This is a genomic window from Phenylobacterium sp. (assembly GCF_013911965.1).
In the GTDB taxonomy this organism is placed as follows: Bacteria; Pseudomonadota; Alphaproteobacteria; order Caulobacterales; family Caulobacteraceae; genus Phenylobacterium.
In genome coordinates this window covers 238,093-251,302 of record NZ_JACESE010000004.1, presented here as the reverse complement: position 1 = coordinate 251,302, position 13,210 = coordinate 238,093, and the positions used below count along the sequence as shown (strand labels likewise).

General features: G+C 71.3%; 12 protein-coding genes. 5 read left to right on the top strand and 7 right to left on the bottom strand.

From position 1 onward, the window contains the following. The first annotated feature begins 18 nt into the window (after positions 1-18). From H2041_RS06190 to H2041_RS06180, 3 genes are read left to right on the top strand one after another with little or no spacing between them, the layout of a single operon-like run. Positions 19-1,128 carry an HlyD family secretion protein gene (locus tag H2041_RS06190; protein ID WP_293410644.1) on the top strand — a complete coding sequence of 370 codons (1,110 nt, stop codon included), beginning with the start codon at positions 19-21 and terminating at the stop codon, positions 1,126-1,128. A gap of 29 nt (positions 1,129-1,157) precedes the next feature. Next, on the top strand, positions 1,158-2,807 hold the full coding sequence (locus H2041_RS06185; RefSeq protein WP_293410642.1) for a DHA2 family efflux MFS transporter permease subunit: 1,650 nt from the start codon (positions 1,158-1,160) through the stop codon (positions 2,805-2,807). Further along, positions 2,807-3,424, top strand: coding sequence for a TetR/AcrR family transcriptional regulator (locus H2041_RS06180; protein ID WP_293410640.1), 618 nt, complete (start codon positions 2,807-2,809; stop codon positions 3,422-3,424). Before H2041_RS06185 ends, H2041_RS06180 begins: the two co-directional genes overlap by 1 nt. On the opposite strand, the gene H2041_RS06175 is transcribed toward H2041_RS06180, so the two are convergent. The 4 genes from H2041_RS06175 to H2041_RS06160 form a co-directional block, all read right to left on the bottom strand. Next, positions 3,425-4,237 carry an enoyl-ACP reductase gene (locus H2041_RS06175; RefSeq protein ID WP_293410638.1) on the bottom strand — a complete coding sequence of 271 codons (813 nt, stop codon included), beginning with the start codon at positions 4,235-4,237 and terminating at the stop codon, positions 3,425-3,427. An 82-nt stretch (positions 4,238-4,319) separates the two neighbouring features. Beyond that, positions 4,320-5,534, bottom strand: coding sequence for a beta-ketoacyl-ACP synthase I (fabB, locus tag H2041_RS06170; protein WP_293410636.1), 1,215 nt, complete (start codon positions 5,532-5,534; stop codon positions 4,320-4,322). Positions 5,535-5,556: 22 nt separating this feature from the next. Continuing rightward, on the bottom strand, positions 5,557-6,072 hold the full coding sequence (gene fabA, locus H2041_RS06165; protein WP_293410634.1) for a 3-hydroxyacyl-[acyl-carrier-protein] dehydratase FabA: 516 nt from the start codon (positions 6,070-6,072) through the stop codon (positions 5,557-5,559). A 65-nt stretch (positions 6,073-6,137) separates the two neighbouring features. Continuing rightward, entirely contained in the window at positions 6,138-6,773 is a 636-nt protein-coding gene (locus tag H2041_RS06160) for an SH3 domain-containing protein (RefSeq protein ID WP_367132990.1), read from the bottom strand. On the opposite strand from H2041_RS06160, the gene H2041_RS06155 reads away from it, so the two are divergent. Continuing rightward, entirely contained in the window at positions 6,772-7,758 is a 987-nt protein-coding gene (locus tag H2041_RS06155; RefSeq protein WP_293410632.1) for a D-glycerate dehydrogenase, read from the top strand. The two genes, H2041_RS06160 and H2041_RS06155, sit on opposite strands and share 2 nt — an antisense overlap. A gap of 14 nt (positions 7,759-7,772) precedes the next feature. Here the strand turns inward: H2041_RS06155 and H2041_RS06150 are convergent, their stop codons facing one another. Together H2041_RS06150 and mutS are read right to left on the bottom strand one after the other, a co-directional pair. Continuing rightward, complete coding sequence (locus H2041_RS06150; RefSeq protein ID WP_293410630.1) at positions 7,773-8,375, bottom strand: HAD-IA family hydrolase; 603 nt, start codon at positions 8,373-8,375, stop codon at positions 7,773-7,775. An 11-nt stretch (positions 8,376-8,386) separates the two neighbouring features. Next, positions 8,387-11,068 carry a DNA mismatch repair protein MutS gene (gene mutS, locus H2041_RS06145; protein ID WP_293410628.1) on the bottom strand — a complete coding sequence of 894 codons (2,682 nt, stop codon included), beginning with the start codon at positions 11,066-11,068 and terminating at the stop codon, positions 8,387-8,389. Between the two features lie 103 nt (positions 11,069-11,171). On the opposite strand from mutS, the gene H2041_RS06140 reads away from it, so the two are divergent. After that, positions 11,172-11,717 carry a GNAT family N-acetyltransferase gene (locus tag H2041_RS06140; protein WP_293410626.1) on the top strand — a complete coding sequence of 182 codons (546 nt, stop codon included), beginning with the start codon at positions 11,172-11,174 and terminating at the stop codon, positions 11,715-11,717. 30 nt (positions 11,718-11,747) lie between these two features. Here H2041_RS06140 and H2041_RS06135 read toward each other — a convergent pair whose 3' ends face one another. Then, the gene (locus H2041_RS06135; protein ID WP_293410624.1) at positions 11,748-13,064 is read right to left on the bottom strand and encodes an MATE family efflux transporter; all 1,317 of its coding nucleotides are present in this window, start codon (positions 13,062-13,064) and stop codon (positions 11,748-11,750) included. Positions 13,065-13,210: the final 146 nt, after the last annotated feature.

Sequence of the window (13,210 nt, the reverse complement as noted above, 5' to 3'; positions counted from 1 at the left end):
CCAGATCCGAGCCGCCGAATGTCCCCGATCGCCAAGATCAAGAGCCTGAAGATCCGGCCCGCGGCCGTCATCGCCGCCCTGGTGGTCGTCGCCCTCGTGGCGGGCGGCGGCGCCTGGTGGATGGGCCGCCGCAACTTCGAAACCACCGACAACGCCTTCATCCAGGCCGACACGGTCGCCGTGGCGCCCCAGGTCGACGGCTATGTGACCGAGGTGCTGGTCACGGACAACGAGGTGGTCAAGCAGGGCCAGCTTCTGGCGCGGATCGACCCGGCCCCGTTCGAGGCCGCCCTGGCCGAGGCCGAAGCCAACGCCCAGGCTCTGGAAGCCGCCGTGCGCGGCGTGGACGACCAGGCGGCCCTGGAGCAGGCGATGATCGCCCAGAAGGCGGCCGGCCTGGCGAGCGCCCGCGCCGAGGCCGATCTCGCCCAGGCCGAGATGGACCGCTATGGCCGGCTCGCCCGCGAAGGCTGGGTCTCCGCACAGCGGGTGCAGACGGTGAAGTCCGGAGCCAGCCAGGCGCAGGCGGCGGTCGCCCAGGCGCAGGCCACGCTGGAGGCCGAGCGGCGCGCCGCCGAATCGCTCGGCTCCACCCGCGCCCAGACCGTCGCCCAGGCCGCCGCGGCCCGCGCCGCCGTGGCGCAGGCGAGGATCAATCTCTCCCGCACCGAGATCCGTGCGCCGGTGGCGGGCGTGGTCGGCGCCCGCGCCGTTCGTCCCGGTCAGTACGTGCGTCCCGGCTCTTCGCTGATGAGCATCGTCCCGGTGGGCGAGGCCTATGTTGTGGCCAACTTCAAGGAGACGCAGGTCGCCCGCCTGAGCATCGGCCAGACGGTGGAGATCCACGCCGACGCCTTCGGCGGCGAGACCCTCGAGGGGCGCATCGAGAGCTTCGCCCCGGCGACGGGCTCGGAGTTCGCCCTGATCCCGGTGGAAAACGCCGTGGGCAACTTCACCAAGATCGCCCAGCGGCTGCCGGTCCGCATCGCCGTCGATCGCAGCCAACCCCTGGCCGGCGCCCTGCGGCCGGGCCTGTCGGTGGAGGTGAAGGTCGACGTGCGTGAGACGCCGGGCGCGACCTTCGCGGAGGCCATCGCCGCGCCGGTCGAACGCGCCGACGCCCGCTGAGCGCGGCACGGTCGCGCCGGGAACCTCCCATGACAGACCAGACCGTCGATCCCCGCGATCTCTCCCGGCGCGATCCCGACGCGCCGCCGGTGGCCAGCGCGCCGGCGCCGACGAGCGTCGAGGATCCGCAGGGCGAGGTCGACTGGGTCAAGCTGTTCCTCGGCTTCGGCGGCATGGTGGTCGGCCAGTTCATGGCGATCCTGGACATCCAGATCGTCGCCGCCTCCCTGACCCAGATCCAGGCCGGCATCGGCGCCAGCGCCGACCAGATCAGCTGGGTGCAGACCATCTATCTGCTGGCCGAGGTGGTGATCATCCCCCTGACGGCCTACCTCACCCGCATGTTCGGGACGCGGCCGGTCTATGTGACCGCGGCGGCCGCCTTCATCGTCACGTCCATCCTGACGGGCCTGTCCCAGGGGGTGGAGATGATGATCATCATGCGCGCCTTCCAGGGTCTGGCGGCCGGGGCGATGATCCCGGCGGTCTTCGCCACGGCCATGACGGTCTTCCCGCCGGAGAAGCGGGTGATGGCCAATGTCATCGTCGGCCTCATCGTCACCCTCGCGCCCACCATCGGGCCGACCCTTGGGGGCCACCTGACGGAGTCCATGGGCTGGCGCTGGCTGTTCTTCATCAACGTGCCGGCGGGCCTGCTGGTGATGTTCCTGGTCGGCCGCTACGCCGACTTCGACAAGGGCGACCCTTCGCTCGCCAAGGGGATCGACTGGTGGGGCCTGGCGGTCATGACCGTCTTCCTGCTGTCGATGCAGTACGTGATCGAGGAGGGCGCCAGCGAGAACTGGTTCGAGGATCCGATGATCCTCTGGCTGACCGTGACGGCGGTCCTGACCGGGGTGGTCTTCATCTGGCGTCAGCTGACCTATCGTCAGCCGATCGTGTCCTTGAGGCCCTTCGCGGACCGGAACTTCTCCCTCGGCATGGTGATGAACTTCGTCGCCGGCATGAGCCTGTTCGGCGGCACCTTCATCCTGCCCCTCTTCCTCGGCCAGGTGCGCCAGTACTCGGCGGCCGAGGTGGGGACCACCATGCTGGTCTCCGGCCTGACCATGTTCATCGCCGCGCCGGTGGCGGGCCGGCTCGTGCGGGCCATGGACGCCCGCATCCCGATGGTGATCGGCTTCGGCCTGGCCGCCTATGGGGTGGGGCTCGGCGCCTATGTGACCGAGGACTGGGGTTTCTGGCAGTTCGCCACCCTCCAGGTCTGGCGGGGCCTGGGCGTGATGATCGCCATGATCGCCGCCCAGCAGATGAGCGTCTCGACCCTGCCGGTCTCGATGATGAAGGACGCCTCGGCCCTGGTGAACCTGATCCGCAACATCGGCGGGGCCGTCGGCCTGGCCGTGCTGACCACCGTGCTCAGCCACCAGACCGCGCTGCACTTCGCCGATCTGAGCGCCGGCGTGAACGCGGGCAGCCTGCAGAGCCAGGCCATGCTGGAAGGCCTGACGTCGATGATGGAGGCCCGCGGCGTCTTCGATCCCGAGGGCGCCGGCCGCAAGGCCTTCGCCATGCTGCTGAACCGCGAGGCCCTGGTGCTGGCCTTCGGCGACGCCTTCTTCGTGCTCGCCGGCGGCTGCGCGGTGGCCGCCGTCCTGGCCCTCTTCGCCGCGCCGGCCAAGGCGCCGGGCGCGGCTCCGGCGGGGGGAGGTCACTGATGCCGCGCATCGCCGGCCAGATCGACCAGGCCAAGACCGAGGCCATACTGGACGCCGCCGCCAAGGCCTTCGGGGAGTGCGGCTTCCTGACCCCCATGGACGAGATCGCCCGGCGGGCGGGCGTCTCGAAGCAGACGATCTACAACCACTACGGCTCCAAGGCCGATCTCATCCGGGCCATCGTCGAGCAGCGGGTGGGCGAGATCACCGCCCCGCTGACCGCGCCCGACGCGCATGACCATCCCGAAGAAGCGCTGGCGGGCTTCGGCCGCGTCATGATCGAGATGCTGCTCAAGCCCCGCGGCAACGCGCTGCTGCGGATGACCATCCAGGCCTCGGACGACATGCCCGACCTGGCGCAGGCCTTCTACGAGGCGGGGCCCAGGACCTCACGCCGGCTGCTGTCGGTCTTCCTGCGGGACGAGACCGGGGCCGGGCGCATGGCGGTGGACGATCCCGACCTGGCCGCCGAGTTCTTCGTCGGCATGGTGATCGGCGGCCATCAGGTGGCGGGACTGCTCGGCCAGGGTCGTGACCTGCCGGCGGCGGAGATCGACAGGATCGCCCGCGAGGCGGCCCGCCGCTTCATGCGGGCCTATGCGCGGCCCGGGGGCTGATCAGCCGTCGGAGTCGTCGGCGATGCCCATGATGTGGAAGCCGGCGTCCACATGGACCACCTCGCCGGTGGTCGAGCGGCCCAGGTCCGAGAGCAGCCACAGCGCCGCCCCGGCCACGCCCTCCATGGAGGTGTCCTCCTTCATCGCCGACATGGCGCGGCCCTGGGCCAGCATGCCGCGGCCGCCGGAGATGCCAGCCAGCGAGAGGGTGCGCATGGCGCCGGCGGAGATGGCGTTGACCCGGATGCCCTTCGGCCCCAGGTCGCGGGCGGCGTAGCGGGTGGCGGCTTCCAGCCCGGCCTTGGCCACGCCCATGGTGTTGTAGTTCGGGATGGCCCGCTCGGCGCCGAGATAGGTCATGCACATGATCGACCCGCCGTTGGGCATCATGGCCGCGGCCCGTCGGGCGCAATCGACGAACGAGAAGACCGAAATGTCCATGGCCCGCAGGAAGCCTTCGCGGGTGGTGTTGTCGACGAACGAGCCCTTGAGCTCGTCCTTGTTGGCGAAGGCGATGGAGTGGACGAAGAAGTCGATCTCGCCGAAGGCGTCGGCCACCGCCTGGAAGGCGGCGTCCATCGAGGCGTCGTCCTGCACGTCGGCGGGGGCGACCAGCTTCACGCCGATCTCCTGGGCCAGCGGCTGCACGCGCCGCTCCATGCCCGGCAGGTGCAGGAAGGCGAGCTCGGCCCCCTGGGCGGCCAGCTGGCTGGCGATGCCCCAGGCGATGGACTGGTGGTTGGCGACCCCGGTCACCACACCCTTCTTGCCCTTCATCAGCTCGCCCTTGGGCAGGTCGTAAGCGTCGGCCATGGCTTCCTCGCCGGATGATTTGATGTCGAGAGGTTGTCGCCGCGGGCGGGCCGCGGCGCAAGGTCGGGCGGCGCGGCGGGCCCTAGCCTGCGCGCGCCATCACCAGGCAGCCGTTGGTCCCGCCAAAGCCGAAGCTGTTGGACATGACCGTCTCAAAGGCGCCGTCCCGACGCTCGCGCAGGATGGGCATGCCCTCGAAGGCGGGATCCAGGTTTTCGATGTGGGCGCTCTTGGCCATGAAGTCGTTGTTCAGCATGAGCAGCGAGTAGATCGCCTCCTGCGCGCCCGCCGCGCCCAGGCTGTGGCCGGTCAGGGACTTGGTCGAGGAGATGGCCGGAGCGGCGTCGCCGAACACCTCGCGAACCGCCTCCATCTCCTTGATGTCGCCCACCGGCGTGGAGGTGCCGTGCGGGTTCAGATAGTCGATCTTCCGCCCGCCCAGGCCTTCCATGGCCAGGCGCATGCAGCGCACGGCGCCCTCGCCCGAGGGAGCGACCATGTCATAGCCGTCGGAATTGGCGGCGTAGCCGATGATCTCGCCATAGATCTTGGCCCCGCGGGCCTTGGCGCGCTCCATCTCCTCCAGGACCAGCATGCCCGCGCCGCCGGCGATGACGAAGCCGTCGCGGGCCTCGTCATAGGCGCGGCTGGCGACGGAGGGGCGGTCGTTGAAGTTGGAGCTCATGGCGCCCATGGCGTCGAACAGGACCGACAGCGACCAGTCCAGCTCCTCGGTCCCGCCGGCGAACATGACGTCCTGCTTGCCCATCTGGATCTGCTCATAGGCCGAGCCGATGCAGTGGGTCGAGGTGGCGCAGGCCGAAGAGATGCTGAAGTTCAGCCCGCGGATCTTGAACCAGGTGGCGAGCGTGGCCGAGGCGCCGGAGCTCATGGCCTTGGGCACGGCGAAGGGGCCGATCCGCTTCGGGCCGCGGGTGCGCGCCGTCTCCGCCGCCTCGATGATCACCTTGGTGGACGGGCCGCCCGCGCCGACGATCAGGCCGGTCTTCTCGTGGCTCACCTCGTCGGGCGAGAGGCCGGCGTCGGCGATCGCCTGCTCCATGGCGATGTGGCCGAAGGCCGTGCCCTGGGCCAGGAACCGCGCGGCGCGGCGGTCGACCATCGACTCCCAGTCGATGTCCGGCTTGCCGTGCACCTGGCTGCGGAAGCCGAGCTCGGCATATTCCGGCGCGGCTGTGATGCCGGACCTGGCCTCGCGCAGGGAGGTCAGGACTTCGTCGGCGTTGTTGCCGATGGATGAAACGATGCCGATTCCGGTGATGGCGACGCGGCGCATGCTTTCCTCCCGTTCTCGGTGGTCAGGGCCGCTGGTAGAGGCCCACGCGGAGATCCGCGGCGGTGTAGATGGTGTTGCCATCGGCCTGCAGGACGCCGTCGCCGATGCCCATCACCAGGCGGCGGTTGATCACGCGCTTCATGTCCACCTTGTAGGTGACCTTCTTGATGTCCGGCGTCACCTCGCCGGCGAACTTGACCTCGCCGCAGCCCAGCGCCCGGCCGCGGCCCTTGCCGCCGATCCAGCCGAGATAGAAGCCGACCAGCTGCCAGAGGGCGTCGAGGCCGAGGCTGCCCGGCATGACCGGGTCACGGATGAAGTGGCAGTCGAAGAACCAGAGGTCCGGATTGATGTCGAACTCGGCCTCGATATAGCCCTTGCCGTGCTCTCCGCCGTCGTCGTTGATCATCGTGATGCGGTCGAAGAGCAGCATCGGCGGAGCGGGAAGCTGGGCGTTGCCGGGCCCGAACATCTCGCCGCGGGCGCAGGCCAGCAGCTCTTCCAGGTCGTAACGGCTCTTGGCCTCGTGATTGGTCATCGCCGAATTTTCCAGCTCGCCTCGAAACAGAAGGGGCAGGCCCTAGCACGACGCCAAGGCGCGGCTCAACGACATTGGACCGGGGCGGCCGCGCCCCAGACGTCCGATTCCGCCACCCAGCCGCTCATCCCGTCGACCTTCACGCGGCACCAGCCCTCATCGCACCGATCCAACGCGGCCAGGGCGCGGGGGTTCAGATAGGCGGTGATCTCGGCCTCCGCCCTCGGCCGGCGGCGCAGGGGGGCGACGCCCGCGTCCATGCGGATCAGGTTGCGCCGCCCGTCGGTCACCCGCTTGTGCACCCAGGCCACGCCGCCTTCTGGGTCGCAGATGCGGCGCCACTCGCTGGTCTCGGCGATCACCTGCACGGGAAGGCCGCGGGCGCGATAGACCCAGAGCACCCGATGGTCGTCGCCGGGCCCGGCGCGGGCGTTCACCTTGTCGAACTTCAGCGTCAGATAGCGCGGCACGGGGAAACCGGAGGGCGTTTCGTCCCCGTCCCGGGCCGCCTGGGCGCCGCCGGCGGCCCAGCTGAGCGCCAGGACCAGCGCGAGCCCCACCGCCCGCCGGACGGTCAGGAAGGTCCGGGCGAAGCCCGCGACGGCAGGCTCGCCTTGGCCGGCCGGAGCCGCTTTGCTAGAGGTTGGACCTCGCGCGCCCATCGCGCCCCGCCGCAAGGTCCCCGTCGCAGACTTGGTCATGGCCGCTCGTAAGCCCAAAGTCATCGTCACCCGCAAGCTCCCCGATCAGGTGGAGACGCGGATGAGAGAGCTGTTCGACACCGAGCTCAACCTCACCGACGACCCCATGGGGCGCGCGGCCCTCGTCGATGCGGTGCAGCGGGCCGACGTACTGGCCCCCACCATCACCGATCGAATCGACGCCGAACTGATCGCCCAGGCGGGGCCGCAGCTCAAGCTCATCGCCTCGTTCGGGGCGGGCGTGGACCACATCGACGTGGCTGCGGCCGCAGCCCGCAACATCATCGTGACCAACACGCCGGGCGTGCTGACCGAAGACACGGCGGACATGACGCTCGCCCTCATGATGGTGGTGGCGCGAAGGATCGTGGAAGGCGCCAACGTCGTCCAGACGGGCGGCTTCACCGGCTGGTCGCCCACCTGGATGCTGGGGCGGCGGGTGACGGGCAAGCGGCTCGGCATCGTCGGCATGGGCCGAATCGGCCAGGCGGTGGCCAAGCGCGCCAAGGCCTTCGGCCTGCAGATCCACTACCACAACCGCAAGCCGGTCAGCCCGCGCATCGCCCAGGAGCTGGACGCCACCTACTGGGACAGCCTGGACCAGATGCTGGCGCGGATGGACATCGTCTCCATCCACTGCCCCCACACCCCGGCGACCTTCCACCTGCTTTCGGCGCGGCGGCTGAAGCTGCTGCAGCCGCACGCCTTCCTGATCAACACCGCCCGCGGCGAGATCGTCGACGAGGACGCCCTGATCGACATCCTGGCCAAGGGCGAGATCGCCGGCGCCGGCCTGGACGTCTTCGAGCACGAGCCGGCGGTGAATCCGAAGCTGCTCAAGCTGCCCAATGTCGTGCTGCTGCCGCATATGAGCTCGGCGACGGTGGAGAGCCGCATCGACATGGGCGAGAAGGTGATCATCAACATCCGCACCTGGATGGACGGCCACCGCCCGCCGGACCGGGTCATTCCGGCGATGCTCTAGCGGCTGCGCGGACCTCAGCCCGCCGCCTCCGCCACCACCTCGGCCACGCTCCGCGTGCCGTCCCACAGCCCGGCGCGCCAACCGCACGCCTTCGCCGCCTCCACGTTGCGCGCCGAATCGTCGATCAGCAGCAGCTCGTCGGGTGCGTGACCGGTCCGCGCCGCCACCGCTTCGAAGAAGGCCGGCTCCGGCTTTCCGCACCCGTAGGCGGCGGCATAGTGGATGGCGGCGAAGCGGTCCTTCAGGCGGAGGTCGTTCCAGATGTAGGCGGCGCGATGGTGCTCCTGCACGGTGGCCAGATGCAGGGCGTAGCGGTCGCCGAGCACCGCAAGCTGGGTCAGGAAATCCTCGTCCAGATGCGCGTCTTTCGAAAACCAGTAGGCGGTCAGCGCCTCGGGCGTCAGGTGCGGCGCGAAGCCGGGCAGGGCCAGCGCCAGGCGCTCGCGCAGGTCGGCGCGGCCGTTGACGACATCCGTCCAGTGGACGGCGAAGAAGTCGCTCTGGAAGCGCGCCGGATCGACTCCGAGGTCCGCCTGGATCATATGGTCCCAGCGCAGGCCCTGCGGGTGGCGGATCACCACGCCGTCCACATCGATCATCAGGGTGCGGACGGGCATGGCGGAGGTCCTCAGGACAGCTGGCTTTTGAGTCGGTAGAGCGCCTCCATGGCCTCCCGGGGGCTCATGCCGTCCAGGTCCAGGGCGCGCAGGGCCTCTTCCACCGCGCTCGGGCCGTGACGTTCGGGCTCGGGGGCGCTGGCGGCGAAAAGGGGCAGGTCTTCCAGGTGGGCCGGCGCGCCGGTCTCGCGCTCCAGCCGCTCCAGCACCTGCTTGGCGCGGGCGACGACGGCGGGCGGCACGCCGGCCAGCTTGGCCACCTGCACGCCGTAGGAGCGGTCGGCGGGACCGGCGGCCGCCTCGTGCAGGAAGATCAGGTCGCCGTTCCACTCCCTGGCGCGCAGGGAGAGGTTGCCCACATGGGCCAGCCGGTCCTCGAGCACGGCGAGTTCGTGATAGTGGGTGGCGAACAGCGCCCGGCAGCGGTTGGTCTCGTGCAGGGCCTCGGCGCAGGCCCAGGCGATCGCCAGGCCGTCATAGGTCGCCGTGCCGCGGCCGATCTCGTCGAGGATGACGAAGGAGCGCGGCGTCGCCTGGGTCAGGATGGCGGCGGTCTCCACCATCTCGGCCATGAAGGTCGAACGGCCCCGGGCCAGGTCGTCGCCGGCGCCCACCCGGCTGAACAGGCGATCGACCACCCCCAGCCGCAGCGACTGCGCCGGCACGAAGGCGCCGGCCTGGGCCAGCACGCAGAGCAGGGCGTTCTGGCGCAGGAAGGTGGACTTACCGGCCATGTTCGGGCCGGTGACGATGGAGAGCCGCGCGGCGGCGGCTCCGGCCCCGTCCAGCCGGCAGTCGTTGGGCGTGAAGGCCTCGCCCGCCCGGCGGACGGCGGCCTCCACCACGGGATGGCGCGCGGCGACCGCCTCGAAGGCGCAGGAGCGGTCGACCACCGGGCGCACGGCGCCGGCGTCGTCGGCCCATTCGGCGAGGCCCGCGGCCACGTCCAGGCCGGCGGCGGCGGCGGCGGCGGCCTGGATGGCCGGCGCGATGGCGCAGGCGGCCTCGCGCCAGGCCTCGAAGGTGGAAAGCTCCATGGCCAGCGCCCGCTCGGCGGCCTGGGCGATCTTGGCGTCCAGTTCGGCCAGCTCGACGGTGGTGAAGCGGACCTGGTTGGCGAGCGTCTGGCGGTGGATGAAGGTCGCGTTCAGCGGCGGCTTCATCAGCGGCTCGGCGGCCTTGGCCGTGGCTTCGACGAAATAGCCCAGCACGGCGTTGTGCTTGACCCGCAACGCCACGCCGCTTTCGGCGGCCAGCTGCGCCTCCAGTCCGGCGATCACCTTGCGGCTGTCGTCGCGCAGGGCGCGGGCCTGATCGAGCTCGGGGCGCACGCCCTGGGCCACGAACCCGCCGTCGCGGGCCTGGGCGGGCAGTTCGTCGGAGAGGCCCGCGGCCAGCAGGTCGCGGAAGGCGGCCAGATCCGGCTGGGCGGCGAGATCGAGCGAAGCCAGGGCCTGGGCGATCTCCGTCGGCGGCGGCGGGTCGAGCGGGGCGGGCGCGGCGAAGAGGCCGGTGATCTTCGATCCCGCAGCGAGGCCGTCGCGCAGGCAGCCCAGGTCGCGCGGACCCCCACGGCCGAGCGCCAGACGCGACAACGCCCGGGCCATGTCGCCCATGGTCTTCAGGCCGTCGCGCACGTCCTGGCGCAGGGTGCGGCGCTCGCAGAAGAAGGCGACGGCGTCCAGGCGCGCGTCGATGGCGGCCGGCTCCACCAGGGGACGGGCGAGGCGCGAGGCCAGCAGCCGCGCGCCGGGCGCGGTGACGGTGCGGTCGATGGCCGCCAGCAGGCTGCCGTCGCGGCCGCCCGACAGGCTCCGCTCGATCTCCAGGCTCGCCCGGGTGGCCGGGTCGATGGCCATGACCTCGCTCTCGCCCACGCGGCGGGGCGCAGACAGGGCCGGCATCCGGCCCGCCTGGGTGGTCTCCAGATGGGCGGCGATCAGCCCGAGCGCGGAGATCTCCGCGCCGGTGAGCGCCCCGAAGCCGTCCAGGGTTTCGACGCCATAGAGGCGCTTCAGCCGGGCCTCGGAGGCCGAGGGCTCGGCCAGCGCCTGGGGCAGGGGCTGCAGGAAGCCGCCGGCCGCCTTCAGCTGGGCGGCGCTCTCTTCATCGGCGAAGAGGCGGTCGGGCACGAGGGTCTCGGAGGGCGACAGCGCCGCCAGCGCCGCGCCGAGGCCAGCGGGCGAGAGCGACAGGCACTCCACCTCCCCGGTGGAGATCTCCACGCTGGCGACGGCCGCCTGGCCCGCGCGGACCGCCACGGCGGCCAGGCGGTTGGCCCCGCGGGCGTCGAGCAGGCCGTCCTCGGTCAGCGTGCCCGGCGTCACCACACGCACGATCTCGCGCCGCACGACCGACTTCGACCCGCGCTTCTTGGCCTCGGCGGGATCCTCCATCTGCTCGCAGACGGCGACCTTGAAGCCCGAGCGGATCAGCTTGGCGAGATAGGCCTCGGCCGCATGCGCCGGCACCCCGGCCATGGGAATGGGTTCCCCCGCATGGGTGCCCCGGGCCGTCAGGCTGATGCCGAGCGCGGCCGCCGCCTTCTGGGCGTCCTCAAAGAAGAGCTCGTAGAAGTCGCCCATGCGGAAGAAGACCAGGGCGTCCGGCTGACGCGCCTTGGCTTCGAAGAACTGGGCCATGACCGGCGTGGCGCCGGCCGCGTCCGGCAGGGTCGGGCTTTGAGCGTTCATGAGCCTGGCAACCTAGCGAGGGGCTCAGATTCGGTCATCCCCCGGTCGCCGGCTGCGGCGCCTTGAACCTCCGCCGTTTGCGACCACATCAGGTATGAAGACCATGGCCCGCTCGCCGACGCTCGATTTCGCCGTCCTGCCCGCCGGCCCCGCCGACGCCGAGACCCTGGCCCACGTCCACGTGGCCGCCTGGCGCGAGACCTATCGCGGCCTGCTCAGCGACGCCTATCTCGACGCCATGTCGGAGCTGGAGCATGCGCGGCGCTTCCTGCGCAGCCTGATCCGCCCCGGTCCCTCCGACCTGATCCTGCTGGCCGCCGATCGCCGCGGCGGCGTCGGCTACGCCCAGGCCGGCCCGGCGCGATCCCATGCGGCGGGCGCGGGCGAGATCTACACCCTCTACCTCCTGCGCGAGGCGCAGGGCCGCGGCCTCGGCCGGCGCCTCCTGACGGCGGCGGCCCGCGCCCTGGCGGCGCAGGGCGCGACCTCGCTCACCATCGCCGTCCTGGCCGACAATCTGCGGGCCCGCAGCTTCTACGAGCATCTTGGCGGCGTGGCGGGACAGCCCTATGCGGCCCACGCCCCCGGCGGCGGCCTGACGCAGGAGGTCGCCTACCGCTGGCCCGACATCCGAAGCCTCACAGGCTGATCCGCGCACAGCGCGAAGAAGGGGGCGCCTTCAGCCGAGACGCGTTCGCATCAGACGCGGCGTCATCAGGGCCTGGCCGGCGCCGCGGGCGACGAAGAAGAGGCTGAAGGCGAGCCACAGGCCGTGATTGCCCAGGGGCGCGGTCAGCCACAGGGCCAACAGGAAGACCCCCAGCGCCGCGGCCATGCTGATCAGCATGGCCCGCGTCCAGGCCGCCCCGATGAACACGCCGTCGAAGACGAAGGAGGCCACGCCGGCCAGCGGCAGGACGACGGCCCAGACCGCATAGGTCCGCGCGGCGGCGATCACCTGCGGATCGGTGGAGAAACTGGCGGCGAGCGCCTCGCCGAAAGCCAGATAGGTCCCGGCCATCACCGCCGCCGCGCCGGCGGCCCAGGCCAGCAGGGCGCGGACCGAGGCTGTGAACCTCGCCCGATCCTTCGCCCCGGCGGCCTCGCCGCAGAGCACCTGGGCGGCGCTTTCGAAGCCGTCGAGCATCAGGGTCGGCAGCATGAAGAGCTGGAAGAGGATGGCGTTGGCGGCCAGCACGACGGCCCCCTGCTGGGCGCCGGCGCGGGTGACGATCACCGTGGCGCTCATCAGCAGCAGGGTGCGCAGGAAGAGGTCGCGGTTCAGGCGGAAGAGGGCCGACAGCTCGGCCATGCGCCAGGTCTCGCGCCGGCGCACGTGCCCCAGCGCCGCCCGCGCCGGCGGCTGGCCGCCGCAGATGGCGACGAGCGCGCAGGTCTTGGCGCCTTCCGAGGCCAGCGTGGCGACGGCCACGCCCGCCACCCCCCAGCCCAGCCCCAGCACCAGGAGGAGATCCAGGGCGATGTGGAAGAGGTTGGCGGCGACCTCCACCCCCAGCACGGCGCGCACCTGGCGGCGGCCGATCAGCCAGCCGGTGAGGACGGCGTTGACCAGCCAGGCGACGCCGCCGGCGTAGCGGATGTCGACATAGGTCCGCGCCATCGGCGCGACCTCCTCCCCGGCGCCCAGAAGGGCGAGGCCCGCCGGAACCGCCAACGGCCATAGCGCCAGCAGGATCACGCCCACGAACAGGGCCGCGGCCACCCCGCGCGTCAGCACGGCGGCCTGATCCTCCGCCGCCCCCCGGCCCGCCGCCTGGGCGGCGAGAGCCACCGTGCCGGTCTTCAGGAAGTTGAAGACGATCAGCAGGGTCATCAGCAGCTTGGCCCCGACCTCCACGCCGCCCTGCGCGGCGGCTTCGCCCAGCCGGCCGATCACCCACATGTCGGCCAGGCCGAACAGGGCGGTGGCCACATTGGTCAGCATGGAGGGGATGGCGATGGCCAGGATGGCGCGCCAGAGCGGCGAGGGCTTCATCCCCCTGCCGTGGCGGGCGGCGCGGCGAGGGTCAAGCTGAGGTCTCCTCCGCCCGGGCCGCGCCATACCGTAACGTCAAAGAACACTCGCCAAGTGATCAGCGATCACCTAACTTGAAATCGATCAAGGACACGATCGCCGGGGCG